Source organism: Arthrobacter sp. Helios, assembly GCF_023167125.1.
GTDB lineage: Bacteria > Actinomycetota > Actinomycetes > Actinomycetales > Micrococcaceae > Arthrobacter_B > Arthrobacter_B luteolus.
The window spans coordinates 2,428,212-2,454,664 of record NZ_CP095402.1; the positions used below are offsets into that span (position 1 = coordinate 2,428,212).

The 26,453-nt window shown below is 65.4% G+C and carries 26 protein-coding genes and 1 tRNA gene; 14 read left to right on the plus strand and 13 right to left on the minus strand.

Features of this window, described 5'->3' with window-relative positions; all coding sequences use genetic code 11:
• Nucleotides 1-738: 738 nt before the first annotated feature.
• Nucleotides 739-1,647: a factor-independent urate hydroxylase gene (gene pucL, locus ArtHe_RS10940; protein WP_248316790.1), complete on the plus strand. Its 909-nt coding sequence runs from the start codon at nt 739-741 to the stop codon at nt 1,645-1,647.
• Nucleotides 1,648-1,890: 243 nt separating this feature from the next.
• On the plus strand, nt 1,891-3,408 hold the full coding sequence (locus ArtHe_RS10945; protein ID WP_066297021.1) for a nucleobase:cation symporter-2 family protein: 1,518 nt from the start codon (nt 1,891-1,893) through the stop codon (nt 3,406-3,408).
• A gap of 97 nt (nt 3,409-3,505) precedes the next feature.
• On the opposite strand, the gene ArtHe_RS10950 is transcribed toward ArtHe_RS10945, so the two are convergent.
• The gene (locus ArtHe_RS10950; RefSeq protein WP_248316791.1) at nt 3,506-4,261 is read right to left on the minus strand and encodes an IclR family transcriptional regulator; all 756 of its coding nucleotides are present in this window, start codon (nt 4,259-4,261) and stop codon (nt 3,506-3,508) included.
• 215 nt (nt 4,262-4,476) lie between these two features.
• Between ArtHe_RS10950 and ArtHe_RS10955 the strand changes: the two genes are divergently transcribed.
• The 9 genes from ArtHe_RS10955 to ArtHe_RS10995 all read left to right on the plus strand — a co-directional run bounded on the left by ArtHe_RS10955 (nt 4,477) and on the right by ArtHe_RS10995 (nt 13,908).
• Complete coding sequence (locus tag ArtHe_RS10955; protein WP_248316792.1) at nt 4,477-5,889, plus strand: NAD-dependent malic enzyme; 1,413 nt, start codon at nt 4,477-4,479, stop codon at nt 5,887-5,889.
• 3 nt (nt 5,890-5,892) lie between these two features.
• On the plus strand, nt 5,893-7,185 hold the full coding sequence (locus ArtHe_RS10960) for an aldolase (protein ID WP_248316793.1): 1,293 nt from the start codon (nt 5,893-5,895) through the stop codon (nt 7,183-7,185).
• Nucleotides 7,186-7,231: 46 nt separating this feature from the next.
• A complete protein-coding gene (locus ArtHe_RS10965; RefSeq protein ID WP_248316794.1) occupies nt 7,232-8,044 on the plus strand; it encodes a bifunctional allantoicase/(S)-ureidoglycine aminohydrolase in 813 nt (270 codons plus the stop codon).
• A 202-nt stretch (nt 8,045-8,246) separates the two neighbouring features.
• Complete coding sequence (locus ArtHe_RS10970) at nt 8,247-9,047, plus strand: TIM barrel protein (RefSeq protein ID WP_248316795.1); 801 nt, start codon at nt 8,247-8,249, stop codon at nt 9,045-9,047.
• A gap of 44 nt (nt 9,048-9,091) precedes the next feature.
• Entirely contained in the window at nt 9,092-9,970 is an 879-nt protein-coding gene (locus tag ArtHe_RS10975) for a 2-hydroxy-3-oxopropionate reductase (protein WP_248316796.1), read from the plus strand.
• An 88-nt stretch (nt 9,971-10,058) separates the two neighbouring features.
• Nucleotides 10,059-11,837: a glyoxylate carboligase gene (gene gcl / locus ArtHe_RS10980; RefSeq protein ID WP_248316797.1), complete on the plus strand. Its 1,779-nt coding sequence runs from the start codon at nt 10,059-10,061 to the stop codon at nt 11,835-11,837.
• Between the two features lie 68 nt (nt 11,838-11,905).
• Nucleotides 11,906-13,075, plus strand: coding sequence for a glycerate kinase (locus tag ArtHe_RS10985; protein WP_248316798.1), 1,170 nt, complete (start codon nt 11,906-11,908; stop codon nt 13,073-13,075).
• Nucleotides 13,076-13,121: 46 nt separating this feature from the next.
• Nucleotides 13,122-13,619, plus strand: a complete 498-nt coding sequence (gene bcp / locus ArtHe_RS10990) for a thioredoxin-dependent thiol peroxidase (RefSeq protein ID WP_248316799.1) — start codon at nt 13,122-13,124, stop codon at nt 13,617-13,619.
• A gap of 10 nt (nt 13,620-13,629) precedes the next feature.
• Nucleotides 13,630-13,908 carry an antibiotic biosynthesis monooxygenase gene (locus ArtHe_RS10995; RefSeq protein ID WP_248316800.1) on the plus strand — a complete coding sequence of 93 codons (279 nt, stop codon included), beginning with the start codon at nt 13,630-13,632 and terminating at the stop codon, nt 13,906-13,908.
• A 47-nt stretch (nt 13,909-13,955) separates the two neighbouring features.
• Here ArtHe_RS10995 and ArtHe_RS11000 read toward each other — a convergent pair whose 3' ends face one another.
• The 6 genes from ArtHe_RS11000 to ArtHe_RS11025 form a co-directional block, all read right to left on the minus strand.
• The gene (locus ArtHe_RS11000) at nt 13,956-15,542 is read right to left on the minus strand and encodes an ammonium transporter (protein ID WP_248316801.1); all 1,587 of its coding nucleotides are present in this window, start codon (nt 15,540-15,542) and stop codon (nt 13,956-13,958) included.
• 412 nt (nt 15,543-15,954) lie between these two features.
• Nucleotides 15,955-17,181, minus strand: a complete 1,227-nt coding sequence (gene fdhA, locus ArtHe_RS11005) for a formaldehyde dehydrogenase, glutathione-independent (protein WP_066296174.1) — start codon at nt 17,179-17,181, stop codon at nt 15,955-15,957.
• Nucleotides 17,182-17,714: 533 nt separating this feature from the next.
• A complete protein-coding gene (gene trxA / locus ArtHe_RS11010; RefSeq protein ID WP_248316802.1) occupies nt 17,715-18,113 on the minus strand; it encodes a thioredoxin in 399 nt (132 codons plus the stop codon).
• Nucleotides 18,114-18,179: 66 nt separating this feature from the next.
• On the minus strand, nt 18,180-18,626 hold the full coding sequence (locus tag ArtHe_RS11015) for a MarR family transcriptional regulator (RefSeq protein ID WP_248316803.1): 447 nt from the start codon (nt 18,624-18,626) through the stop codon (nt 18,180-18,182).
• Between the two features lie 162 nt (nt 18,627-18,788).
• Nucleotides 18,789-18,870: transfer RNA gene (locus ArtHe_RS11020), tRNA-Tyr, on the minus strand.
• Nucleotides 18,871-18,961: 91 nt separating this feature from the next.
• Entirely contained in the window at nt 18,962-19,342 is a 381-nt protein-coding gene (locus ArtHe_RS11025; RefSeq protein WP_248316804.1) for a hypothetical protein, read from the minus strand.
• A 136-nt stretch (nt 19,343-19,478) separates the two neighbouring features.
• Between ArtHe_RS11025 and ArtHe_RS11030 the strand changes: the two genes are divergently transcribed.
• Entirely contained in the window at nt 19,479-19,970 is a 492-nt protein-coding gene (locus ArtHe_RS11030; RefSeq protein WP_191747349.1) for a YajQ family cyclic di-GMP-binding protein, read from the plus strand.
• Between the two features lie 116 nt (nt 19,971-20,086).
• Here ArtHe_RS11030 and ArtHe_RS11035 read toward each other — a convergent pair whose 3' ends face one another.
• From ArtHe_RS11035 to ArtHe_RS11050, 4 genes are all read right to left on the minus strand, one after another.
• Nucleotides 20,087-20,770: a histidine phosphatase family protein gene (locus ArtHe_RS11035; RefSeq protein ID WP_248316805.1), complete on the minus strand. Its 684-nt coding sequence runs from the start codon at nt 20,768-20,770 to the stop codon at nt 20,087-20,089.
• A 64-nt stretch (nt 20,771-20,834) separates the two neighbouring features.
• Nucleotides 20,835-21,707, minus strand: coding sequence for a zinc metalloprotease HtpX (gene htpX / locus ArtHe_RS11040; protein ID WP_066296181.1), 873 nt, complete (start codon nt 21,705-21,707; stop codon nt 20,835-20,837).
• A 148-nt stretch (nt 21,708-21,855) separates the two neighbouring features.
• Nucleotides 21,856-23,127, minus strand: a complete 1,272-nt coding sequence (locus ArtHe_RS11045) for an MFS transporter (protein ID WP_248316806.1) — start codon at nt 23,125-23,127, stop codon at nt 21,856-21,858.
• Between the two features lie 91 nt (nt 23,128-23,218).
• Entirely contained in the window at nt 23,219-23,416 is a 198-nt protein-coding gene (locus ArtHe_RS11050; RefSeq protein ID WP_248316807.1) for a hypothetical protein, read from the minus strand.
• Nucleotides 23,417-23,560: 144 nt separating this feature from the next.
• Here ArtHe_RS11050 and ArtHe_RS11055 point away from each other — a divergent pair, with 144 nt between their 5' ends.
• A complete protein-coding gene (locus ArtHe_RS11055; RefSeq protein ID WP_248316808.1) occupies nt 23,561-24,304 on the plus strand; it encodes an MBL fold metallo-hydrolase in 744 nt (247 codons plus the stop codon).
• A gap of 37 nt (nt 24,305-24,341) precedes the next feature.
• On the opposite strand, the gene ArtHe_RS11060 is transcribed toward ArtHe_RS11055, so the two are convergent.
• On the minus strand, nt 24,342-25,088 hold the full coding sequence (locus ArtHe_RS11060; protein WP_248316809.1) for an alpha/beta fold hydrolase: 747 nt from the start codon (nt 25,086-25,088) through the stop codon (nt 24,342-24,344).
• Nucleotides 25,085-25,855 (minus strand): alpha/beta hydrolase, encoded by a 771-nt coding sequence (locus ArtHe_RS11065; protein WP_248316810.1) that lies wholly within the window; start codon nt 25,853-25,855, stop codon nt 25,085-25,087. Before ArtHe_RS11065 ends, ArtHe_RS11060 begins: the two co-directional genes overlap by 4 nt.
• A 108-nt stretch (nt 25,856-25,963) precedes the next feature.
• Here ArtHe_RS11065 and ArtHe_RS11070 point away from each other — a divergent pair, with 108 nt between their 5' ends.
• The gene (locus ArtHe_RS11070; protein WP_248316811.1) at nt 25,964-26,446 is read left to right on the plus strand and encodes a transcriptional repressor; all 483 of its coding nucleotides are present in this window, start codon (nt 25,964-25,966) and stop codon (nt 26,444-26,446) included.
• Nucleotides 26,447-26,453: the final 7 nt, after the last annotated feature.

Consider the following 26,453-nt stretch of genomic DNA (forward strand, 5'->3'; position numbering starts at 1 on the left):
TGGCTCCAGAACTCTGGCTCCAGAGCTTGGATTGCAGGGACTTGCGTCCAGGGCTTGGATTGCAGGGACTTGGCTCCAGGGATTCCCAGACCGGGAATCCCTGGGCCGGCATTCCTGTTCCGGCACAGCTGCGCTGCGCTGCGCCGGAATGCTCGCCGGAATGTTTGCCGGAGGGGCGTTTACCTGACCGCCGGGGATTCCCTGGCTGCGCGCCTGCGGCCGAAGGGACGCCACTTCAGCCAGCGGAGGCGGTCCTTGGAACTCTTCCGCCTGGACGGCAGGAAAAAGTCCGGATCTGCGCCCCCGCCTGCCGGAAAATAGAACTCCTGTGCCGCCACGGACTTCAGTACCGGCGGCTTCACTGTCTTCTCTGCATCAGGGGACACCTTGACTCACTTCCTTCCATAAAGTGGAAAAAGATTCTTGTTATGTGAAAACAGTAACTGTCGGCACTTTCGCCGGTCAAGGGTTCCGCCGCCCTCACGGGGATTCCGGCGGGCGGATCAGAAAATCTGGCAGAAGGCATTTACGTTGCTGATTGCCTCGGGTACTGTGAAGGCTACTTCGTGACCCAGGTCACGTAACCTGGGAGCAGCAGGCAGGGTTGTAATGAGCTGACATCAACCGATGTCGGCTCATTTTTTATGAGCCGATCCACAACGAGTGTGCAGATGACCGCTTCACACCCAATTTCAATATGAAAACTTATTTCCATATAACGGAAGTTTGGAGAAGGCCATGAGCAGCAAGATCATCTTGGGAGACAACCAGTTCGGCAAGGCCGAAGTCCGGGTCGTAAAAATCTCGAGGGACACCGCCCGGCACGAAATCGAAGACCTCAATGTGACCTCCCAGCTGCGGGGTGATTTTTCCGCAGCCCATCTGGAGGGCGACAACGCACACGTCGTTCCCACCGACACACAGAAGAACACCATCTATGCCTTCGCACGGGAGGGCATCGGGGCCCCCGAGTCCCTTCTCCTGCGCCTGGGCGACCACTTCACCTCCAGCTTTGACTGGGTCACCGGCGGCCGGTGGGAAGCGGAAGCGTACAGCTGGGACCGGATCCAGGCCCACGGCACCGGACACGACCACTCCTTCGTGCGCAGCGGCCAGGAAATCCGCACCGCGGTCCTGGTCCGTGAGGGCGGGACCAGCCACCTCATCGCAGGACTGCGGGACCTCACCGTCCTGAAGTCGACCGAGTCAGGCTTCACCGGATATCCCAAGGACCGGTACACCACCCTGCAGGAGACCACAGACCGCATCCTGGCCACGGACATCGCCGCCCGCTGGCGGTTCAAGACGGGCACGGATTTCAGCAAGGTCGACTTCAACAAGAGCTACAACGACGTCCGGGCGCTGCTGCTGGAGGGTTTCACGGAGAAATACTCCCATGCCCTGCAGCAGACCCTGTTCGACATGGGAACCAAGGTCCTCGAGGCCCACAGCGACATCGACGAAGTCAAATTCTCCATGCCCAATAAGCACCACTTCCTGGTGGACCTCTCCCCGTTCGGCCTCGATAACCCCAACGAAGTCTTCTTCGCTGCGGACCGGCCGTACGGGCTCATCGAAGCCACCGTCAAACGCGAAGACGCGGCTGGCGCGGAAACCGCCTGGTCCGGCATCGCCGGATTCTGCTAGAAGCGCTGTTCCGCACCAGAGCGCACAACGCCCCAAGAGCAGTACAAGCAGTACAAGCAGTACAAGCAGTAACCATGCCTTAGAAGCAGTAACCATGCCTTCAAGGCACACTCACTCCGCATCCACATCCGGAAGGGTGCACCGCCGGCACCGGCGGTGCACCCTGCAGCCTCATTTTGTTAGCCAGACCACTTCAGAAAAGACGAAGACGTCTGCCATGAACCAAGGAAGTCTGCTATGACCATGAAAAACCGCCGGAATGGCGAAACCCTGCAGCGCCGCAGCCATCAGCACTCCAGCCGCCCGGAAGACGAACGGCTCCCGCTCGGAAGCACCTTCGCCTACGGCTTCCAGCACGTCCTGACCATGTACGGCGGAATCATTGCCGTTCCCCTCATCATCGGCCAGGCAGCTGGCCTCTCCTCCGCCGACATCGGCATCCTGATCGCCGCCGCACTGTTTATGGGCGGACTGGCCACCCTGCTGCAGACACTCGGCCTTCCCTTCTTCGGCTCGCAGCTGCCGCTGGTACAGGGGGTGTCCTTTGCCAGCGTCGCCACCATGGTCGCCATTGTGTCCGGTGGAGGCGGCCTTCCGGCAGTTTTCGGCGCCGTCATTGTCTCCGCCGCGATCGGCCTCCTCATCGCACCCGTGTTCTCCCGGATCGTCCGGTTCTTCCCACCGGTGGTCACCGGAACTGTCATCACCACCATCGGCCTGACCCTGATGCCCGTCGCCGCGAACTGGGCCATGGGCGGTAACCGGACGGCCGAAGACTACGGAAGCATGGCGAACATCGGGCTGGCTGGCGTCACCCTCGTGCTGGTCCTCCTGCTCAGCAAGGTCGGCAGCGCCACGATCTCCCGGCTGTCCATCCTGCTGGCGATGGTCATCGGCACGCTGGTCGCCGTCGCGGCCGGCGTCGCCGACTTCTCAAAGGTCGGCGAGGGCCCAATTGTCGCTTTCCCGACGCCGTTCCACCTCGGAGCGCCGACATTTGAAATTGCCGCCATTATCTCCATGCTGATCGTGGTCCTGGTGATCCTCACCGAAACCATGGCCGACATCCTGGCTGTCGGCGAGATCGTCGGCACCCGCACGGACTCCAAGCGGATCGCGGCCGGGCTGCGGGCCGACATGGCCTCCAGCCTGGTTGCCCCTGTCTTTGGCTCCTTTACCCAGAGCGCCTTTGCCCAGAATGTGGGACTGGTTGCCGTCACCAAGATCAAGAGCCGCTATGTGGTGGCCGCCGGCGGCGTCATTCTGGTCCTGCTGGGACTGCTGCCCATCATGGGGCGCCTGATCGCAGCCGTCCCCACCGCAGTGCTCGGCGGCGCCGGAATCGTCCTGTTCGGAACGGTGGCCGCCAGCGGTATCCGCACCCTGGCCAAGGTCGAATACAAGAACAACATGAACCTCATCATCGTGGCCACCTCCATCGGGTTCGGTATGCTCCCGATCGCGGCTCCGACCTTCTACGACGCTTTCCCTGCCTGGTTCGGCACGATCTTCCACTCCGGCATCAGCTCGTCTGCGCTCATGGCGATCGCACTGAACCTGCTCTTCAACCACCTCAAGGCCGGGAACTCGGAAAACTCGTCGGTCTTCGCCGCCGGAACCGGCCGGGTCATCCGCGAGGAGGACCTGCAGTGCCTGGCAGAAGGGGACCGTTATGAGAACGGACAGCTGATTGACTGCGACGGCAATGTTGTCCCCGTCGATCCGGAGGCACCCAAGCCGGCCGGGACCGCCGGCACGTAGGTCCACGTTCAGCGGATCTGCCCAGGGAACCAGTTGAGGCCCTGACCGTATCGATCAGGGCCTCAACGCCGGCGCACCGGCGCTCAGCGGCGGACGCTCAGTGCTGGTTCAGTTCCTCGGAAATGGCGAGGGCGGCTTCCCGCAGCAGCGGAACGGCCCGCTTGGCGAAGGCGTCATCAACGCGGGAGACCGGACCGGAAACGGAAATCGCGGCCGGAGTCGGGGCGCCGGGGATGGCCATCGCGAAACACCGGACGCCGATCTCCTGTTCCTCCTCATCCACGGAGTAACCGCGTCCGCGGATCAGATTCAGATCCGCCAGCAGCGACTCGATATCACCGATACTCTTCGGGGTCGGCGTGGGCAGGCCCTTGCGCGCAGCGATCCCGCGCACAGTATCGTCGTCGAGCTCCGCCAGGATGGCCTTGCCCATTCCGGTTGCGTGCATGTACCCGCGCCGGCCCACCTCGGTGAACATCCGCATGGAGTGCAGCGAGGGGACCTGGGCAACGTAGAGGACCATGTCGGAATCCAGGACCGCCATGTTGGCCGTCTCACCCAACTGGTCCACCAGGGACTTCAGCTGAGGGCGGGCCAGGGCGCCGAGCTGCTTGTTCGCTCCTTCGCCCAGCCGGATCAGGCGGGGACCGAGGGCATAGCGGCGGTTCGGCAGCTGCCGGATGTAGCCAAGTGTCACCAGGGTGCGCAGCAGCCGGTGGATCGTGGGGAGGGGTAAATCCGTGGAGGCCGAAAGTTCGCTGAGGGTTACGTCGCCCCCGGCATCGGTGATGAGCTCCAGCAGCTCAAATACGCGTTCAACAGACTGCACGCCGCCCGGGGCTTTTTCGCCCATAACGCAGGACTCCTACCAGTTAAGTGTTCCGAAGCTTATCCACATCGTGAAATTACTCTATCGATCTTCCCTGCCCAACGCAGGTTTCCCGTGAATTTGCTTCCCATGTGGGTTGTATTTCCACAGAGTAGATAATAATGTCCATAATACGAAATAACTCAGAGATCCCGAGCAGACCAAGCCCTCTTCGAGGGCCCACACATGGAGGAATCCCAATGGCAAATCCCGGCCCCGGCAACTCGATCACCCTGCGGGTGGAAGCACCCTCCGGTTTCACCGCCACCAGCGAACTGGCGGCTGCCGCCGCTGCCGCCGGTGCTGCCGTCACCGCCCTGGACGTCACCGAGTCCCGCCACGAAACCATCGTGGTCGACGTCACGTGCGATACCACCGGCGACGAGCATGCCCGCCAGGTGGAGGCCGCCCTGAACCAGCTGGACGGCGTCACCGTCCGCAATGTTTCTGACCGGACCTTCCTGATGCACCTCGGCGGCAAACTCCAGGTGACACCGAAGGTCACGCTCAACAACCGCGACGATCTTTCCCGCGCCTACACACCCGGCGTTGCCCGGGTCTGCCTGGCCATTGCGGAAAACCCCGAGGCCGCCCGCAACCTGACCATCAAGCGCAACACCATCGCCGTCGTCACCGATGGCTCCGCTGTGCTGGGCCTGGGCAACATCGGGCCGGCCGCGGCACTGCCTGTCATGGAAGGCAAGGCCGCCCTGTTTAAGCAGTTTGCCAACGTGGATGCCTGGCCGGTGTGCCTGGATACTCAGGACACCGAGGAGATCATCAGCATCGTCAAGGCCCTGGCACCCGTCTACGGCGGCGTGAACCTGGAGGACATCGCCGCGCCGCGCTGCTTCGAAATCGAAAACCGGCTCCGCGAGGAACTGGACATTCCGGTCTTCCACGATGACCAGCATGGAACCGCCATCGTCACCCTGGCCGCGCTGGTCAACGCCCTGCGCGTAGTGGGTAAACAGCTCTCCGAGGTCCGGATTGTTGTCTCCGGTGTCGGTGCTGCCGGCTCCGCCATCATTGCGCTGCTCAAGGCCCAGGGCGCGCAGCACATCATCGCCGCGGGCCGCTCCGGCGCCATTCACTCCGGCGCCCGGTACGACGACGAACACCGGGACTGGATCGCCAAAAACACCAATGAGGAAGGCTTCTCCGGCACACTGCATGAAGCCATGACCGGAGCCGACGTTTTTATCGGCGTGAGCGCACCCCACGTCATCGGTGAAGAGCAGGTCGCCGCGATGGCCGAGAACGCCATCGTCTTCGCGATGGCCAACCCCACCCCGGAAATCGACCCCGCGATCGCTGCCCGGCATGCCGCCGTCGTCGCCACCGGGCGCAGCGATTTCCCGAACCAGATCAACAACGTCCTGGCCTTCCCCGGATTCTTCCGCGGCCTCCTTGATGCCGGGGTCTCCGATATCACTCCGGAAATGCTGGTGGCCGCTGCCCAGGCAATCGCCGGCCGGGTGGCCGACGACGAGCTCAATGCCAGCTACATCATTCCGAGCGTTTTTGACCCGCAGGTCGCCGCGGACGTCGCCGCCGCCGTCGTGGGTGCCGCACAGTCCGCCCGCACCGCCGCTGCTGAACTGGTCGGCTGAGGCATGGCAAAGCACCTCGCTTCCCTGACTCCGCAGGACCTGGACCGGATCGATGCCTCCCTCCAGGGGACGGACCGGTTCCTGGAGCGGAACTACCCGGGCGACGACGGTACCCGCCAGCCGATCCACACTGTTTATGTACCCGCAGACCGGTTCACGCCGGCGCTCGCCGCTGACTGGGGGGCCCAGGCAACCGCCGCGGTTGACGGCCGCGGCGGCCTGGAGCGGCTCGGCGAACTGCTGGGCCTGGAACCGGAGCTTGGAACCGCCGTCGCCACCCGGGTGGCCCGGAAGCTGGCCGAGGAACCCATCGAGGACCTCCGGCTGGACTTCGAGGACGGCTACGGCGACCGGGGCGATGACGCCGAGGACGACGACGCCGTCGCGGCCGCCACTGCCGTGGCTGCTGCCGTGGAAGCCGGAACGGCACCGCCCTTCATCGGCATCCGCTTCAAGTGCTTCGAGGCACCTACCCGGGCCCGCGGGCTGCGGACGCTTGATCTGTTCGTTTCCACGCTGGCCCGGTCCGGTGAGCTCCCCGAAGGACTGATCCTCACCCTGCCCAAGGTCTCCACCGTTGACCAGGTCAAGGCCATGGACGACGCCGTGACCCGGCTGGAGGAGATCCACTCCCTGCCTGCGGGGCGGCTGAAGTTCGAGGTCCAGGTGGAAACACCCCAGCTGATCCTCGGCGCGGACGGCGCCTCGCCGGTTGCGCAGCTGCCGCACGCTGTCCCCGGCCGGATCAGCTCGCTGCACTACGGCACATACGACTACTCCGCGTCGCTGCAGGTCGCTGCGGAGTACCAGTCAATGGAACACCCCGTGGCGGACCTGGCCAAGGAGATCATGCAGCTGGCCGTGGCCGGTACGGGCATCCGCCTCTCCGACGGCTCCACCAACGTCATTCCCGTCGGTGACAATACGGAGAACGCCTGGAAACTGCACGGCAGGCTGGTGCGCCGGTCCCTGGAACGGGGTTACTACCAGGGCTGGGACCTGCATGCAGCCCAGCTGCCCAGCCGGTTTACCGCTACCTATGCTTTCTACCGCGAAGGCCTGCCCGCGGCCGCACTCCGGCTGCGCAACTACGTTGAGCAGACCGGCAGCGGCGTGATGGATGAACCAGCCACGGCACGCGCCCTGGCCGGGTTCATTCTGCGCGGTGTCCAGTGCGGGGCAGTAGGCCCCGAGGAAGTCCTGTCCCAGGCCGGCGTCGGGCTAAGCCGGCTCACCGCCCTTGCCCACCCGCAGCTGGCCGCCAACCCGCGGCTTGCCAGCCCGGCCGCCAATTAAGACCCGCGGCTTGCCAGCCCGGCCGCCAATTAAGAGGAGCACCTTGATGAGCAGTTACTTCTATCCGCAGGGCGGTCTTCCGCCCCAGACCCAGCTCCTTACCGACCGTGCCGTGGTCAAGGAGGCCTACACGGTCATTCCCAAGGGCGTGCTCCGCGACATCGTCACCTCCAATCTCCCGGGCTGGGAGAATACCCGGTCCTGGATCCTCGCCCGGCCCATCGCCGGTTTTGCCACCACCTTCAGCCAGCTCATCGTCGAGGTGGGCCCCGGCGGAGGGTCGGCCAAACCGGAGCCCGAGGCCGGCGTGGAGGGGGTCATTTTCCTCACCCAGGGCAGCCTGACGCTCGGACTCGACGGCGAGACGCACCAGCTCGAAGCCGGCGGCTACGCCTACCTTGCGGCCGGAGCGGACTGGAGCCTGCATAACTCCTCGGACGGAATCGCCAGCTTCCAGTGGATCCGCAAGGCGTATGAGCCGTTGGAGGGTTTCGCGGCGAAGTCCTTCGTGACCAGTGACCAGGAGGTGGAACCCACCCCCATGCCGGGCACGGACGGAGCCTGGGCCACCACCCGCTTCGCGGACCCCAATGATCTGGCGCATGACATGCACGTCAACATCGTCACCTTCCGGCCAGGTGCCTCCATACCGTTCGCCGAAACCCACGTGATGGAGCACGGGCTCTTCGTCCTGGAGGGGAAGGCGGTCTACCGCCTCAACGATGACTGGGTTGAGGTGGAGGCCGGCGACTTCATGTGGCTGCGCGCCTTCTGCCCGCAGGCCTGTTACGCGGGCGGACCGGGGAACTTCCGCTACCTGCTGTACAAGGACGTCAACCGGCAGATCCGGCTCACCTGACCTGTTTCTGCCGCCCTGCCCCAAACAGCCGCGCCCCGCCCTGCCATGGGCCGGGGCGCGGCTGGTTTAAGACCAGCGGCAGGGGTTGACTCCATCGGCACTCCACCCTAGGCTTTTCACATAGCAAGATATTGTTTCCACAATATGAAAAAACTATGAAATAGATGATTGGGGATTTCCCCCTCCGTCCTGAAGGAACCCAATGACGTATTCCGTGAACTGCTCAATCCTCCTGACCGAGCTGCCCCTGCTCGAGCGCCCCGCCGCAGCCAAGGCCGCTGGCTTCGACGCCGTCGAGTTCTGGTGGCCCTTCGATACCTCGGTGCCCTCCGATTCCCAGGTCACGGAGTTCGAGAACGCCATCACCGGGGCCGGCGTCCAGCTCACGGGCCTGAATTTCAACGCCGGAGACATGCCCGCCGGGGACCGCGGCCTGGTGTCCTGGAAGGGCCGCTGCTCCGAGTTCAAGGACAACATCGACGTTGTCGCCGGCATTGGGGAGCGGCTGGGCTGCCGGTCCTTCAACGCTCTCTACGGCAACCGCCAGGAGGAATTCACGCCGGAGGAACAGGACACCCTGGCCGTTAAGAACCTGGCCGCAGCCGCTCAGGGCGTTGCCCGCATTGGCGGCACCGTCCTGCTGGAACCGGTCAGCGGCGCTGCCCGCTATCCCCTCCTGACCGCGCAGGATGCCCTGGGGGTCATCGCCCGGGTCAAGGAAGAAACCGGCGCGGACAACATCAAACTCCTCGCCGACTTCTACCACCTCGCCGTCAACGGCGACGATGTAGCCGCCGTCATCGAAAACCACGCCAAGGACTTCGGCCACATCCAGATTGCCGACAGCCCGGGCCGCGGCGCCCCCGGAACCGGCGAGCTGCCCCTCGGCGAATGGATCGCCCGCAGCCGCGAACTCGGCTACACCGGCCCGATCGGCCTGGAGTACAAGGAACCGGTGCAGACCGCCTTCAGCTGGACCATCCGCCAGCCGGTCTCCAACTAACCCGTGCCTTCCAGGCACCCACATACCTCAGCAAAGGAATCCTCATGAGCAACGTTGCAGTCATCGGTCTCGGAATCATGGGCCTGCCCATGGCCATCAACCTGGTCAAGGCCGGCCACTCGGTCACCGGGTTCAACCGCAGCCAGGACAAGATCGACAAACTCGTCGCCGAAGGCGGCAACGGTGCCGGCAGCATTGCCGAGGCCGTTCAGGATGCCGACGTCGTCATCACCATGGTGCCGGACTCCCCCGACGTCGAAGGCGTAGTCTCCGGCCCCGACGGCGTTTTCGCCAACGCCCGGCCGGGCACCCTGTGGATCGATGCCAGCAGCATCCGCCCGGACGTTGCCAAGCAGCTCGCCGACGACGCCAAGGCCGCTGGAATCCGTGCCCTCGACGCACCGGTCTCCGGCGGAGAGCAGGGAGCAATCAATGCCGCCCTGTCCATCATGGTCGGCGGAGACGCTGCGGACTTCGAGGCCGCCCAGGACGTGCTGAACGCCGTCGGGAAGACCATTGTCCACGTTGGGCCGGCCGGTTCCGGCCAGACCGTAAAAGCTGCCAACCAGCTGATCGTCGCCGTCAACATCCAGGTCCTCGGAGAGGCCGTCGCCTTCCTCGAGGCCTACGGGGTGGACACTGACGCCGCGCTCAAGGTGCTCGGCGGCGGTCTTGCCGGTTCCAAGGTGCTGGACCAGAAGGGGCAGAAGATGCTGGACCGCAACTTCGAGCCCGGTTTCCGGCTTGCCCTGCACCACAAGGACCTGGGCATCGTGACCTCCGCCGCCCGCGAGGCAAACGTCGCCCTTCCGCTCGGCGCAATCGCAGCCCAGCTCGTCGCCGCCACGGTGAACCAGGGCGACGGCGGACTGGACCATTCCGGACTGTTCAAGCAGACCCTCCGGCTCAGCGGCCGCGAGTAAGCCCAAGGCCAACCGGCCCCCAGACGCAGCTGCCCCGGGCATCCCCGCCCGCACCCCAGCACCGAAGCAGACTTTCAAGGAGAACATCATGACTAAGATGCGCACCGTAGACGCGGCTGTCGCCATCCTGGCCAAGGAGGGTGCCACCGAGGCGTTCGGCCTGCCAGGGGCAGCTATCAACCCCTTCTACGCAGCCATGCGGGAACACGGCGGCATCCGCCACACCCTGGCCCGCCACGTTGAAGGGGCCTCCCACATGGCGGACGGCTACTCCCGCGCCCAGGACGGCAACATCGGCATCTGCATCGGCACCTCGGGTCCGGCAGGCACCGATATGATCACCGGCCTGTACGCTGCCTGGGCCGACTCCATCCCGATGCTCTGCATCACGGGCCAGGCGCCCGTGGCCAAGCTGCACAAGGAAGACTTCCAGGCCGTGGACATCGAGTCCATCGCGAAGCCCGTCACCAAGATGGCCATGACCATCCTGGAACCCGGTCAGGTTCCAGGCGCCTTCCAGAAGGCCTTCGCGCTGATGCGCTCCGGGCGTCCCGGACCGGTGCTGCTGGATCTGCCGTTCGACGTGCAGATGGCCGAGATCGAGTTCGACATTGATGCCTATGAGCCGCTGGCAGCTGAGAAGCCGAGGGCTTCGCGCACGCAGCTGGAGAAAGCCCTGAACCTGCTCACCGCGTCCGCGCGGCCGCTGATCGTGGCCGGGGGCGGCGTGATCAATGCCCGTGCCTCCGAACAGCTGGTGGAGCTGGCCGAACTGCTCAACATCCCGGTGATCCCGACGCTGATGGGCTGGGGCTCCATCCCCGATGACCATCCGCTGATGGCCGGCATGGTGGGACTGCAGACATCCCACCGGTACGGCAACGAGACCCTGCTGGCCTCGGACTTTGTGATTGGCATCGGCAACCGCTGGGCGAACCGCCACACCGGCGGCCTGGACACCTACACCGCCGGACGAACCTTCGTGCACGTTGATATCGAGCCAACCCAGATCGGCCGGGTTTTCTCCCCCGACCTGGGCATCACCTCGGATGCCGGGGCCGCGCTGGACGGGCTCCTGGAGCTGGCCAGGGAACGGCAGCGGGACGGACAGCTGCCGGACTACGCGGCCTGGGTGGCGGAGTGCGCCCAGCGGAAGAGCTCGCTGCAGCGCAAGACGCATTTCGAGAACACGCCCATTAAGCCCCAGCGTGTCTACCAGGAAATGAACCGGTCCTTCGGCCGGGACACCACCTACGTGACCACCATCGGCCTCTCCCAGATCGCCGGCGCCCAGATGCTGCATGTGTTCGGCCCCCGGCGCTGGATCAATGCCGGCCAGGCAGGACCGCTGGGCTGGACCGGACCTGCTGCGCTCGGCGTCGTCCGCGGCAAGCCCGATGAGACGGTGGTTGCACTTTCCGGTGACTACGACTTCCAGTTCATGATCGAGGAACTCGCGGTCGGCGCCCAGTTCAACCTCCCCTACATCCACGTGGTGGTGAACAACTCCTATCTCGGACTGATCCGGCAGGCCCAGCGTGGATTCAAGATGGAGCAGAACGTGTCCCTGGCCTTTGAGAACATCAACTCACCGGAGACGGACGGCTACGGAGTGGACCACCTGAAGGTCGCCGAAGGGCTCGGCTGCAAGGCCATCCGGGTGAAGAACCCGGACGATCTGCCTGCCGCCTTCGAGAAGGCCAAGGCGCTGATGGGCGAGTTCCGCGTCCCGGTGGTCGTCGAAGTAATCCTGGAGAAAATCACCAACATCTCCATGGGCACGGAAATCAACAACGTCACCGAGTTTGAGGATCTGGCCGAACGTTCACAGGATGCCCCGACCGCAATCCTGGCACTGCTGGACTAGCGCCTCGGTCCCGGGGCAGCCCTCGCCGCTGCCCCGGGACATCTGACTGATCGAAAGGAAGTACCGGCATGCGTGTGGTCATAGCACCGGACAAGTTCAAGGGGTCACTGACGGCCCCGGACGTTGTTGCTCACCTCACCGCCGGCCTCTGCGCGGTATCCCTGCCAGCCGGACAAACCCTGGAAGTGGACGGCATTCCGGTGGCCGACGGCGGTGAAGGCACTCTGGAGGCCGCCGTCGCCACGGGTTTCACCCGCCGCAGCGCCGTGGTCAGCGGTCCCACCGGGGAACCGCTGACCGCTGACTTCGCTGTCCGCGGCGGCGAGGCAGTCATCGAGATGGCCACCGCTTCCGGCCTCGCGGTGCTGCCCGGCGGTGTGAAGGACGCACTGCGGTCCAGCTCCCGGGGAACCGGCGAGCTGATTACCGCAGCACTGGACGCCGGCTGCACCCGCATCATCCTGGGCGTCGGGGGCAGCGCCGGGACTGACGGGGGCGCCGGCATCCTGCAGGGACTCGGTGTGCGCCTGCTGGACGCGGATGGCAACGACCTTGAGGGCGGCGGCGCAGCGCTGCTCCGGCTCGCCGGCATCGACTCTTCTGCCCTCGACCCGCGGCTGCGGGAAGCACGCTTTGTGCTGGCCAGCGACGTGGACAATCCGCTGCTCGGACCGGACGGTGCCGCAGCGGTCTTCGGACCGCAGAAGGGTGCCTCTGCCGGAGACGTCAAGCTGCTCGATGCAGCCCTGGCACACTTCGTGGAAGTCCTCGGGCAGCACTTCGGACCGCGCGCAGCGGCAGCCGCTAAGGCTCCGGGAGCAGGAGCAGCCGGCGGCGTCGGTTTCGCGGCGCTCGCGGTCCTTGCGGCGGACCGCCGGCCAGGGATCGACGTCGTCCTGGAATTCACCGGGCTTGCGGACCGGCTGGCCGGTGCGGACCTCGTTATTACCGGTGAAGGCAGCCTCGATGAGCAAAGCCTGCTCGGCAAAACCCCGTTGGGTGTTGCCCGGGCAGCTGCCGCGGCGGGTGTGCCTGCAATCGCCGTCTGCGGGCGCACGACCCTGCATGATGACCAGCTCCGCGCGGCGGGCTTCCAGCGCACCTATGCCCTGACGGCGCTGGAAGCCGACACGGACAAATCCATGGCCGGCGCTGGACCGCTCCTGGAACAGGTGGGCGCGGAGATCGCCGGACAGCTTGCCCGCGGACCGCTGCCCGAGCCGGTGGAAACCCGCTGACCACCCGGCCGCAGACCGAATCACCGACCCCTACCGAAGGATTCTCATGACTACGAAGCAGTCCCAGTCCCCGCTCCGTCTCCAGCCCGGCAGCGAAGCCCCCGGTTTCACCCTGTCTGATGCCGTTGGCCGGCAGGTCTCACTTGCCGATTACCGGGGCAGAAACGTCATTGTCTACTTCTATCCCAAGGCGGCGACGCCGGGCTGCACCACCGAAGCCTGCGATTTCCGCGACAGCCTCGCCTCGCTGCAGGGCGCGGGGTACGACGTTCTGGGTATCTCCCCCGACCCGCTCCAGGCCCTGGCTGAGTTCACGGAGGATCTGGGCCTCACCTTCCCGCTTCTTTCCGATGAAGACCACGCCGTTGCCCGCGCCTACGGCGCCTGGGGGCCTAAGGTCCTCAACGGGCAAACCGCGGAGGGCGTGCTGCGTTCCACCGTTGTTGTGGATTCCGATGGCAGGGTGGCACTCGCCCAGTACCAGGTGGACGCTGCAGGACACGTCGCCGCGCTGCGGAACGAGCTGGCGGCCCTGGGCATCTAGAGTTGTCTTTATGACTGCACCCGTTGACCTGACCGCTGTTTTCACTCCCAACCCCGGAGAGTTCTTCCGCGTAAAGCTGGCCTTGGAAATCGCGATTGAGCAGGTCCTGTCCGAACCCGGCTGCCTGCGCTATGAAATCACCGAAGAGTCGGAGGATCGGATTGTCCTGACCGAGCAGTGGGCGTCGGAGGACGATCTTGCCCGCCATGCCAAGGGCGCTGCCAAGCAGGATCTCGATGAATCCCTCAGCGCCCTGCTCGCAGAGCCGGTCGCTCTCCACCGCGGCTAATTTCCTCCTCCCCGGAAGGCAAGACACCCGCTTCCGGGGAGGAACCGCTACGAGCTAAGGTCCAGCCGGTGAAGGGACTCCGGTTCTGCACCAAAACGGCGCAGCACCGCGGCAACGGCTTCCTCGTGCTCGTTGTCCACCGCCGTGTACACCCGCAGCCGGTCTTCGAAGTCCAGCTTTCGGACGTCGGAGCGGAATACCTCGGTGCGGTCCCGGCCGGTGTACACCGTCGTCTCCGTCAGTTCGATTGACAGGGCGCCGGCAACCAGCAGGGCGTCACGCAGCCCGTCGATCCGGTCAGTGTTGACGATTGCACTGATCAGGTGCCGCGGTGCCCGGGGCTGCCCGGTCTGCTCCGGCACCGCTCCCATGCCCCGCCCGCTGGCCGTGGGCCGGGAAGCGATCCCGCCCAGCGAGTAAGCCGCCTGGCCCTGCTGCACCCGGTCCAGGGAATCCTGTTCCGGACCGGGTTCGCGCAGTCCGATGGTCCTGCTGATAACCGCTGCGATAACCCAGCTGAGCACGAAGGAAAACAGCACCACGCAGATGATTGCCACCACTTGGTGCCACAGAAGAAGCCCTCCCCCACCGGCAAACACACCGTCGTCGCTCACCGGATTTATCTCGCTGTCGGCGAAGAACCCCAGCAGCAACGAGCCGGTCACCCCGCCGATGAAGTGCACGGCAATCACGTCCAGTGCGTCGTCGTAGCGGAGGACATGCTTGAGCCGCACCGCGAAGCAGCAGACAACACCGGCGATCAGCCCGATGATGAGCGCGGATCCGGTGTTGACGAATCCGGCGCAGGGCGTGATGGTGGCAAGCCCGGCGACCGCACCGGAGACCCCGCCTACCAGGGTTGAGTGGCCGCTGGTTAAGCGTTCAACAAGCAGCCAGGTGAGCATCGCCGCTCCGCCGGCAACATGTGTATTCACCAGGGCCTGGGCGGCTATGGCGTCTGCCTGCAGCCCGTCACCGGCGTTGAACCCGAACCAGCCAAACCACAGGATTCCGGCGCCGACAAGCATCAGCGGGAGGTTGTTCGGCGAGGTTTTCACCTGCGGCCAGCCGCGGCGCCTGCCCACCACCAGCAGGACCGCGATGGCGGCCGCTCCAGCGGAAGCATGGACCACTATTCCGCCGGCCCAGTCCTGGGCTCCGAGCTGCGCGAGCCAGCCCTTCGGGTGCCAGAGCCAGCGGGCAACCTGTGGGTAGACGAGGATCGAGAACGCTGCCAGGAAGACCGTCCAGCCCGCGAACCGCAGCCGGCCCGCCGTCGCACCCGTCAGCAGCGCCGGCGTGATAATCGCGAACATCATCTGGTAGGCAACGAACGCGAGCGCCGGGATGGTGACTCCCGCGGCCACGGTGTGGAACTGGGGTGTGTCAACATTGATCAGCGCCCAGGCATCAAACTCGCCGAACACTGATGATCCCTTGTTGCTGAAGGCCAGAGTGTATCCAACCAGGATCCAGGTGATCGTGATGATGCCGAGCGGAATGATGTTCTGCATCATCATCGTCAGTACATTGCGCACCGGGACCATACCGCCGTAGAAAAGCGCCAGCCCGGGTGTCATAAACAGCACCAGACCGGCGCAGACGAGGACCCAGGCGGTATCCGCCCCGTTCACCGCGGCCCTCCCGGGCTGCGGCCGGCCGGACTCCACAGAGTGAAGTGCGCCGCTTCCGTCCCGGTCTTATACGCCGGGACCGCTGACTTATCTGTCTTTGGAAAGTTCTTTGGTGAGACGTTGCCGTCTGCCAGGGGTGCGCGCATCTTATCCCTGCTTCCAACTCGTGTACCGCATGAGTGGTGGGCCGCCGGGGTGCCCTGAGACTTGGCATCCCCGGCTCAACGAGTTTACGTGTGCGGCGACGGGCATTAGAAGGCAAAAGGACGCAACCGGGGCACCGAAGGCCGACACTGTTGAGTGCCGGCCTTCGGTGCCCCGAGTGGAACGGCGGTGCATGGCCGCCGCCGGCTGACCGTCCGGACCGGCCGTAAGGATTGGCCGTCCGGACCGGCGCCGAAGGTGCCGGGCGCTAGTTAGCGTTCGCCCCGGTCACCCCGTGCGGGTCAATCACGTACTTGCGGGCGGCGCCCGAGTCGAACTCGCGGTAGGCCTCCGGTGCTCCGTCCAGGTTGATGGCCGTGGCGTTGACGGCCTTGGCGATCTGGACCTTGTCATTGAGGATGGCCATCATCAGGTCCCGGTTGTACTTCATCACCGGGCACTGGCCGGTGGTGAAGGACAGGGACTTCGCCCAGCCGGTGCCCAGGCTCAGGGACAGGGACCCCACCTTGGCGGCTTCGTCGACTCCACCCGGATCTCCCGTAACGTAGAGGCCCGGGATGCCCAGGGCGCCGCCGGCCGCGGTGACGTCCATAAGCGAGTTGAGCACGGTCGCCGGCGCTTCCGTACCTGAGCCGTGCCCGTGGCCGCGGGCCTCGAAGCCCACGGCGTCCACACCGCAGTCCACCTCGGGAACACCGAGCAGCTGCTCAATCTGGTCCCTCGGATCGCCCTTGGAAATGTCCACCGTCTCGCAGCCGAAGCTGCGGGCCTGGGCCAGCCGGTCTTCATTGAGGTCCCCCACTATGACGACGGCGGCGCCGAGCAGCTGCGCGCTCGCGGCGGCCGCGAGGCCCACGGGACCCGCGCCGGCAATGTAGACCGTGGAACCGGTCCGCACGCCGGAGGTGATGGCACCGTGATACCCCGTCGGGAAAATGTCGGAGAGCATGGTCAGGTCCATGATCTTCTCCATCGCCTGGTCCTTGTCCGGGAACTTCAGCAGGTTCCAGTCCGCGTACGGCACCAGTGCGTACTCGGCCTGCCCGCCGACCCAACCGCCCATGTCCACGTACCCATAGGCACTGCCGGGCCGGTCCGGATTCACATTCAGGCAGACTCCGGTTTTGCGTTCCTTGCAGTTTTTACAGCGGCCGCACGAAATATTGAAAGGCACCGACACCAGGTCGCCAACCTTAATGAACTCGACGCCGGGGCCGGTCTCCACGACCTCTCCGGTGATCTCATGGCCCAGAATCAGGTTTGGCGGCGCAGTAGTGCGGCCACGGACCATGTGCTGGTCCGAACCGCAGATATTGGTGGTTACTACTTTCAGGATGGCCGCGTGGGGCAGTTTCCGGCCCACGTTGGCCGGGTTAACGCCCGGACCGTCCTTGAGTTCGAAAGTGGGATAGTCGATGTCCTGGACTTCCACGACACCGGGTTCGATATATGCAATTGCTCGATTGCCGCTCATGTATATTCCTCGCCTTGTTACCTGGGTCTTCATTGACTGGTACTCCCGGCAGGCAGCCCAAGGCTGCCTACTCCCCCCGGGAGCTCAGAGCCTACAACGGAAGCTCCAACACGGCTAGGAGTGAAAATTCCGGGCATCTCAGCCAACCGTGTGAGGGAGCATGGGTTCCCCCGCGTTTCTTTACGGCGGGTCAGCCAGGAGCCACGAGCCACGAGCCACGAGCCAGCCTGCACGGCGCAGGGTTCCCTACCGCTGTCCGGGTTCCGGCCCGACACGGGTTCCCACCGTTTGTTGTGTGGAGTGACTGGTGTGACCTCATCTGCCACAGGAGACTACATAGAGTGGGAACGCGTGTCGCCATGGGCCGCCGGATGTTCCAGACCAGGGCCGGAGAGGTCACGACGGGTCTTTTATGCTCTGGGGGACCACCAGCCCGCCGCCACCCACCGTCACCCCGCAGCTTAACCAACAACGGGGAGCCCCTCCGGTGTGGAGGAACTCCCCGTCGCTAAAAGCCGGGCGGAACGAGCGCGCTAGTTGGCCTGGCCGTCCTGGCCGGCAGCAGCCTGGCCCTTTTCCTGGGCGGCAATCTGCTCGTGGACGGCCTTCATGTCCAGGCCCTTCACCGCTTCAACCAGTTCGCTGAACTGGTTGGCGTTGAGGGCGCCAGGCTGGGAGAAGACCAGGACCTTTTCGCGGAAGGCCATCAGTGTAGGGATCGAGGTGATTCCTGCGGCAGCGGCGAGCCCCTGCTCGGCTTCGGTGTCCACCTTCGCAAAGGTGATGTCCTCGTGCTGCTGCGAGACGGCGTCGTAAACCGGTGCGAACTGCTTGCACGGGCCGCACCAATCAGCCCAGAAGTCAACGAACACAATGTCGTTGTCCTCAATGGTCTCAGGGAACGTTGCCTCGGTGATGTCAATAGTTGCCATAGCTTCAACGCTATCGGTCCCCCGCGGCGATGTCTGCAATTGTTCGCTCAGCGGTGAAGCGCCAGGCTAGCCGACGGACGAAAAACCCATCCTGGTCACTTTGGCGATGACAGGCAGGGCCTGGCGCAGCGTCTCCCGTTCCGTTTCCGCCAGCTGCGCCAGCAGGCTGGCCATCAGGGCAGCGCGACGGGCGGTTTCTCCCACGAGTTTGTGCTCGCCGTCGGGGGTTAGCGTCACCCGGACTCCCCTCGAATCGTCCGGATCCTGTGTGCGCCGGACCAGTCCGGCGTGTTCCAGCCGGATGATCTGCTCAGTGGCACTGGGCACCTTGACGCCGAGGTTGCGGGCAATGTCGCTGACCCGCATACCGTCCCCGGATACCATCCGCAGGGTGCCAAGCTGGTTGCTGGTGAGGCCGAACTCGGTGTCCATGTGGCGCACAAGGAATACTGCTTCACGCAGTGCCTCCCGGAATTCTTCGGCCAGGGGATCCAGTGCCGTGTCCTCGTTCATGGTTAAGAAGACTAGACTGCCTAGCCAATTGGGGCGCCGGGACGTGCCCGAACGGGTGACTTTTCCGGCCAACTTTTTGGCCTGGGCGGAATCAGCCCGCCCAAAGTTTCCGGACAGCGAAAAACCCGTCCCAGCCACTGGCTGGAACGGGTTTTTCTTCGGTGGCAGATGAGGGATTCGAACCCCCGTAGGCATTGCCAGCTGATTTACAGTCAGCCCCCTTTGGCCGCTCGGGTAATCTGCCGAAGGCCTTCTTGCGAAGACTTTGTCCGCGGTAACCGCGGGCAAGACAACTTTACAGAAAATTCTCCCCAGATACGAATCGGGCTCCGGAGTCACAGTCCGCGGGCGATCCGGGCACTGATCTGGGCGTAAAAACGCTCCGCCTGATCCGCCGTTACGCTCCCCCAGGAAACGGCGTTGGCGAGGTCCCGCCGCACTCCGGCCAGACGCTCCTCGCTGCTGGGAACCCGCACAGTGCTGATAGCTGCAGCCGTGTCCGTGGCAGCCGCTGTCCCGGCCTGGCTGCCTGCGGGGAATGAGAAGCTGCCGGTCTCCGGTTCACGTGCCTGGGCGGCTGAGGCGCCAATTCCCGTGACGGAAACCGCGGCGAGGACAGAGGACGCCGCGGCGGTGCGGAAGCGGACTCCGTTGAACCAGGATGAAGTTGCAGGAGCCGGCACAGGCTGGGTGGGATCGGTGTTCTCCTTGTTCATGCCTTCACCTTTTCCCGGCCGAATGTGAGAGCGGTGCATACCGGCTGGACGCGCGCTGTGAACACTGGACTGCCCGCGGGCGCAGCCCACCTATTAGGCTGGTGGGCAGGAACAACCGAACTACCAAGGAGCCACCATGGCCAGTGAGTCGACATTCGACGTCGTTAGCAAGATCGACAAGCAGGAAGTCGCCAACGCCCTGAACCAGGCACAGAAGGAAATCGCCCAGCGCTACGACTTCAAGGGTGTTGGCGCGGAGATCGATTTCAGCGGCGAGAAGATCCTGATGAAGGCCAACTCCGAAGACCGGGTCAAGGCAGTGCTGGACGTTTTCCAGTCCAAGCTGGTGAAGCGGGGCATCTCGCTGAAGTCCTTCGACGACGGCGAGCCTTACGCTTCCGGCAAGGAATACCGGATTGAGGGCACCATGAAGGAAGGGATCGCCCAGGACCAGGCCAAGAAGATCAACAAGCTGATCCGCGACGAGGGGCCCAAGGGCGTCAAGTCCCAGATCCAGGGCGACGAGCTGCGGGTCAGCTCCAAGTCCCGTGATGATCTGCAGGCCACGATGGCGCTGCTCAAGGGCGCGGACCTCGACGTCGACCTTCAGTTCATCAACTTCCGCTAGCCTTCCGCCCGCACGGGCGGCTTCACGCCGGAATAACGGCTGATTAACGACGGCGGCGGCGCCCCGGTGGTACAACCCTCGGGGCAGGCGCTGCCGTCGTCGTCTGCAGGGCTGGGCTACGGCGTCAGTTCGACGTCGTCCGCTGCGGGTCCGTCGGTGCCGGAATCCTGCAGGGCAGCGCCGCCGACCGCTTCACCCATCCAGGTCAGCAGTTCCCAGGAATGGCCGTGTGCTTCAGGGCGCCTCCGGGATTCCAGCACCACGATGCCCGTGTTGCTCAGGGCGTTGTGGATGATGAAGTCCGGCCCAACGTTGTGGGCCCGGGAGGTGGCCCAGGCCCGGATGATCGCCCCGTGGCTGAAAATCACAGGCACCTGGTGGCCGGCGCGGTGCAGTTCCGCGACCACCTCGTCGAACCGGCCCAGCGTTTCCGCGCCGTCCGGGCCGCCGGGCATGGACACGGAGAGGTCGCCGTTCACCCACGCGTACACGGTCTGCAGGTACGAGCGGATGGACTCCGGATCCCCCCGCATTTCCAGGTCTCCGGCGGAGATTTCCCGCAGTCCGTCCCGCACTTCGACCGGCTGGGCCAGCGCGTTTGCCAGCGGCTCGGCCGTGAGCTGCGTACGGATGAGGTTGGACGCGAAGACCGCGCTCACCTGCTCGTGTCCCAGTGCCTGCGGCAGAGACGCTGCCTGGGCCAGTCCCAGTTCGGTGAGCCCGGGCCCGGGCGCCTCCGTGTCCAGGAGCCGTTCAATGTTGGACGGCGTCTGGCCGTGCCGCACGAGGATCAAGCGCACCGATCCGCCTTCCTTTCCTGCTGGGCGCTGCCTGGTCCGGCAGCGCTGCTAGTGGGGTGCCTGGTTAGGAACCGAGCGGGCGGCCGGCCATGTTCTCCAGCCGGCGGATGCGGTCCGCCATCGGCGGGTGGGTGGCCAGCAGACCCTTGACGCCGTTGCGGAAGGGGTTGGCGATCATCAGGTGGGAGGCGTTGACCAGCTTCTGGTCGCTGTTGGGCAGCGGTGCCTGCTGGGTTCCGGACTCCAGCTTGCGCAGCGCGGAGGCGAGCGCCAGCGGGTCGTCAGTGAGCTTTGCGCCGTCTTCGTCGGCGTCGTACTCCCGGGTGCGGCCAATGGCCATCTGGACCAGGCTGGCGGCCAGCGGTGCGAGGATCGCCATCGCGATCATGGCCAGCGGGTTGGCGTTGCGGCGGTCGCCGCCGCCGAAGAAGAGCAGGAACTGGCCCAGGGAGGTGATCACACCGGCAATCGCGCCGGCAACCGAGGAAGTCAGGATGTCCCGGTTGTAGACGTGCATCAGCTCATGGCCCAGCACGCCGCGCAGTTCGCGCTCATTGAGCAGCTGCAGAATGCCCTGGGTGCAGCAGACCGCAGCATTTTTCGGGTTGCGTCCGGTGGCGAAGGCATTCGGGGCCATCGTGGGGGAAATGTACAGCCGCGGCATCGGCTGGTTGGCCTTCGCTGAAAGCTCGCGGACAATCCGGTACATTTCCGGTGCCTGCGCCTCGGTGACCGGAACGGCATGCATGGCCCGGATGGCCAGCTTGTCACTGTTCCAGTAGCTGTAGGCCGTGGTTGCGAGGCCGATCAGCAGGAATATCCAGATGAACGACGAGTTGCCCGTGCCGCTGGAAAGCAGGCCGCCGATGGCCAGCAGCACGGCGAAGAGCACCCCGAAAAGGGCCGCAGTCTTCAAACCGTTGAAATGTTGGTGCACGTGTATCCGATCCTTCCTGGGCGGAAGGCCCCGCCGCCCCTCAGGCCAGCCGGTCCAAGACCTTCCGCGTTACGTTTCAGTACGTTTCTGTAAGGCTTTAACGCTCAAGCGTGCCACACTGTTCCGCGCCAATGCAGGGATACTGTGCCTACGGCACCGGGTTGCGGGCGTCATAACGGGCGAACCCCGGCTGCACTTTGGCCAGGACGGCGACGGCGGCAACGCAGGCCAGTCCCCCGGCCACAGCTGCCCAGCCTTCGCCCAGGAAAGAAGCATCCAGACCGGACACCAGGTCCCCCAGCCGCGGACCGCCGGCGACGACCACCACGAAAACTCCCTGCAGCCGCCCCCGCATGGCATCCGGAGTAGCGGACTGCAGGATCGTTGACCGGAAGACACCGCTGATCGAGTCCGCCACACCGGCCACCCCCATGGCGAGCGCTGCCGGAAGCAGCCAGGGAGAGACGCCGCCGCCGTCGTGCTCTCCTGCCATCACCACCACGGCACCAAACGCTGCCACGGAAAGGCCCCAGGCAACCACCGACCACATCACTGCCAGCCCCTGCCGCCGCACCAGGCCCAGCGGACCGGAGAAGAGGCCGGCCAGAAGGGACCCGGCCGCCACCGCGGCAAGCAGGATGCCGACGGTTTCCGCTCCGCCGCCAAGCATCAGCGCCCCGATGGCCGGGAGCAGTGCCCGAGGCTGGGCCAGCACCATTGCGGCCAGGTCAACGATGAACGTCATGCGGATGTTGGGGCGGGTGCCCAGGAAGGCGAAACCAGCCAGGACCGATTTCAGGCCGGCTTTCTGGACTTCCCCTTCCGGCGGCATGGGCGGCAGCCGGTACAGCGCCCACATGGCGAAAGTGAAGGTGACGACGTCGATCGTGTAGGTCCAGCCGTAGCCCACCTGGCCCACCAGCACCCCGGCAAGGAGCGGCCCTGCCGTCATGGCGAGGCCAAAGGTGATCATGCTCAGGGCGTTTGCTGCCGGCAGCAGTTCGGGCCGGACCAACCGCGGAATGATGGCGCTGCGGGCGGGGTGATTCAGCCCCGCCGCACCGGAGTTGACCGCTATGAGCGCAAACAGCAGCCAGACGTTGCCCACCCCGAACCAGGCCTGTGCGGCGATGCCGATTGTGGTGACCCACAGGATCACTGCGGAGAAGAGCGCAACCTTGCGCCGGTCATAAGCATCCACCACGGATCCGCCATAGAGGCCGGCAAGGACCAGCGGCAGCAGCCCGACCACGCCGAGCATACCGACGTAGAGGCTGGACTGGGTCAGGTCATAGACTTCCAGGCTCACCGCAACCAGGGTGAGCTGGGTGCCGACTGCCGAGAGCGCCGTCCCCGTCCACAGCCGGCGGTATTCCGGACTTTCACGCAGCGGGGTCAGGTCAGCTAGCAGTCTTGGCACCAGAGCAGTCTAGGTGAGTTGCCGCACGGACCCCGCCTGGTTACGTCCGGCCGCACCCCCGTCCCAGATGCGGGGAGAGGGAAGGCCTCGGCTACGGGCCGGCGGTGCCGGCGGGGTCCGTGCTGCCGGCGGGGTCCGCACCGGTCTGCAGGCGCCGCAGCTCGGCAATCCGCAGCCGCAGGAAGATGATCAGCAGCACCAGTGCCCACACCACCAGGACAGCCAGCGCGGCCACCACCAATACGTACAGAATGAAAAAGAGCGCGCCGATCCCTGACATGGCCATCACGTGTTGTCCCCCGGTTGCCGTACCCAAATGTTGTCCCGATGCTACCGCAGGACGCGCGGTGCCGGTCCAAACTATTCCAGGCGGAATACAAAGCATGCTTACGGTAATCTGGTGGCCTGTTGTCGCATCCTAGGAGGCGCACCCATGCTGACCCGCAATGTAGCCGACGGTATCCATCTGGTGGAACATGCCTTCACAAACGTCTATCTCGTGGAGGACAACGGTTCGGTCATGATCGTAGACAGCGGGCTGCCGGCCGCCCACCACGCCATCTCCGGCGCCGTCCGGTCGCTGGGCTACGGACCGGGATCGGTCAGCGCCATTGTCCTGACGCACGGCCACTTCGACCACACCGGCACCGCCGCCAAGCTGCGGTCCGAGTTCCGGGCCCCCGTGCTGGCGCATCCGGCAGACCATTACATAGCAGCGCACCCCTACCGGTACGCTCACGAACGCAGTCGGTGGGCTTATCCGCTGCGCTTCCCCGGATCGCTTCGTTCACTCGGAGCCATGACCATGGCCGGAGCCCTGCTGGTCCGGGGTGTGGCGGACGTCCTGGAACTGGGCCCGGACAGCGGAACAGACCTCCCCGGCAGCCCGGAACTCCTGCACACCCCGGGGCACACCGCGGGGCACGTGGCCCTGCACTTTCCTGGCCGGGGTGCCTTGATTGCCGGTGACTCGATTGTGACGTTCAACCCGTATACCGGACACCGGGGTCCGCAGATCGTCTCCGGCGCAGCGACGGCAGACAGCTCCACCGCGCTCGCGTCGCTGCACGCCCTGGCAGCGACCGGCGCGGACGTTCTGCTGACCGGCCACGGCGAGCCTTGGACTGCAGGCGCGGAAGCCGCCGTCGGGCAGGCCCTGGCCCGCGGGGCTTCGTAGCCGGACGGCCAACGGGACCATCGGCGGCCCAGGAGGATCAGCTCCCAGTAGACAGCGGCTCGCGGCCCAGTTCCTCGGACACGATCCGGTGCAGCGCCGGGTCCCCCACCGGGCGGAAATGGCCCATGGCGTCCAGGACGATGTTGCGTGCCCCCTCAAGCCGGCTGCCGCCGGGTATGTGCGGATCGAAGGACGCATATATCGACGTGATGCGTGAGTTGGCCTGGAGATTCGCCTGCAGCCCGCGCAGGTGCCGGTCCCGCGGGGAGAAGGCGCGGATGGAGGGAACCAGGAACAACCGGGCGTAGGGGGACCCGGCAAACGGGGTATTGATGGCCACGAGGTGGCTGATCCGGTGGCCCTCGGGGCCCAGCATGAGCTGTTTCCCAATGAGTCCGCCCTTGCTGTGCGCAACGATGGCAGCGCGTTCAATGCCCAGCCGCCGCAGATAGGCCTCCACCCGCAGGGTCATTTCGTCCACGGTGCCCCGGTTGTAGCCGAGGGCCTGGACCGCGTGAACGGCATACCCCCGGCCGGCCAGATACTCGGCCAGCGGGCGCAGGAACTGCCAGTTCTCGTACACCCCGGGGATCAGGATCACCGGCTCACGCGGCTCAGCACCCTGGGACGGCCGCAGATAGACCGCCGGATTAGCGGGAGCCAGGAACCCCTGGATCTGCCAACGGGCAACGTAGGCGTAATCGGCGGCCCAGGCGGCAGCGAATCCCAGCCGCCGACGCAGCCGGGCACCCAGGCGGGATCCGTGCCCAGCCTGCCGGCTCACGCCCCTGCCTCCCCCATCCTGCGCACCCACGCAGCGGTTTCAACCGGACGGTTCCACATCAACACGTGCGGCGATTCCGGAATTTCACCAAGCAGGGTTCCGGGCCGGGCCTGCTCCAGCCGGGCCAGCCAGGAAGCCGGCACAATCGGGTCCTTGGCACCGCGGACCACTCCGACGGGCGGGGCGACCAGTGCCAGGCGTTCCTCCAGGCGGTGCTCCATCATCTGCCGCAGCGTCTCGAGGTACCACCGCGGCCCGGCGCGAAGGTAGTCGGTGAACACGATCCGGTTGACGTCGAGGCTCTCGTGCAGCGTGTCCTGGGCCAGGCGGAGGGCCTGCAGCACGGCGGCATGCTCAGCCCGATTGACGGTGGGCGCCAACAGCAGCACCGACGACACCAGGTCAGGAGCCTGGAGTGCGGCCTCCACCGTGACCTGGCAGCCCATGGAATGCCCCACCAGCTGGGCCCGGCTGATTCCGGCGGCCTGCAGCGCCTGGATGACGACGCCGCCATAGGCTGCCATGGACAGGGCCCGCGGCGGGCGCGGCAGGCCGCCGTGCCCAGGCAGCTCAACACAATGCACCCTGTTGTCTACGGACAGCTCCCGGGCCAGCCGCTCGAAGTAGCGTGCCGAAGCGCCGATACCGTGGATCAGGACTACATCCGGGCCCGCAGTGCCGGAGCTGCGCAGTCCGACGTCGCACTCCGCAATCTGCAGGCGCTGCACCTGGGTCTGCGCGTGTGTTTGTGACCCCGTTCCGGGCATTCTGACTCCTTCCGGACGGCAGCCCGTGCTGCCGGTACCACCACCCTAACGCCAGCTTAGGCTGCCCTTATTATGAACTAGTCAGAATAAGGGAGTATGCTCTAGGTCATGACTTCCCCAGCAGCCTCAGCGGCGGCCACTGACAAGTGGTCGGCCGAGTTGCGCGCACACGGACGCCGGGTGACCAAGCAGCGCCTGGCAGTGCTGGAGGCCGTCGACTCCGCTCCGCACGCCGGAGCGGATGACGTCGTGGCCACAGTCCGGGCCACCCTTCCGGACATTAGCCTGCAGTCCGTGTACGTAGTCCTGGCCGACCTGACCGAGACCGGGCTCCTCCGCCGGATCGAGCCGCCGCATTCGCCGGCGCGCTACGAAACCCGAGTGGATGACAACCACCACCACGCGATCTGCACCGGCTGCGGGCGGATCGAGGACGTGGACTGCGCCGTCGGGCATGCACCCTGCCTGACCCCGAGCGACACCCACGGCATGAGCATCCAGATCGCCGATGTCCTGTACCAGGGCCTCTGCGCAGACTGTGCAGCCAAGGCAGCGGACGCCGGCCCGGACAGCGCAGCAAAGACTTCCTGACCCATCG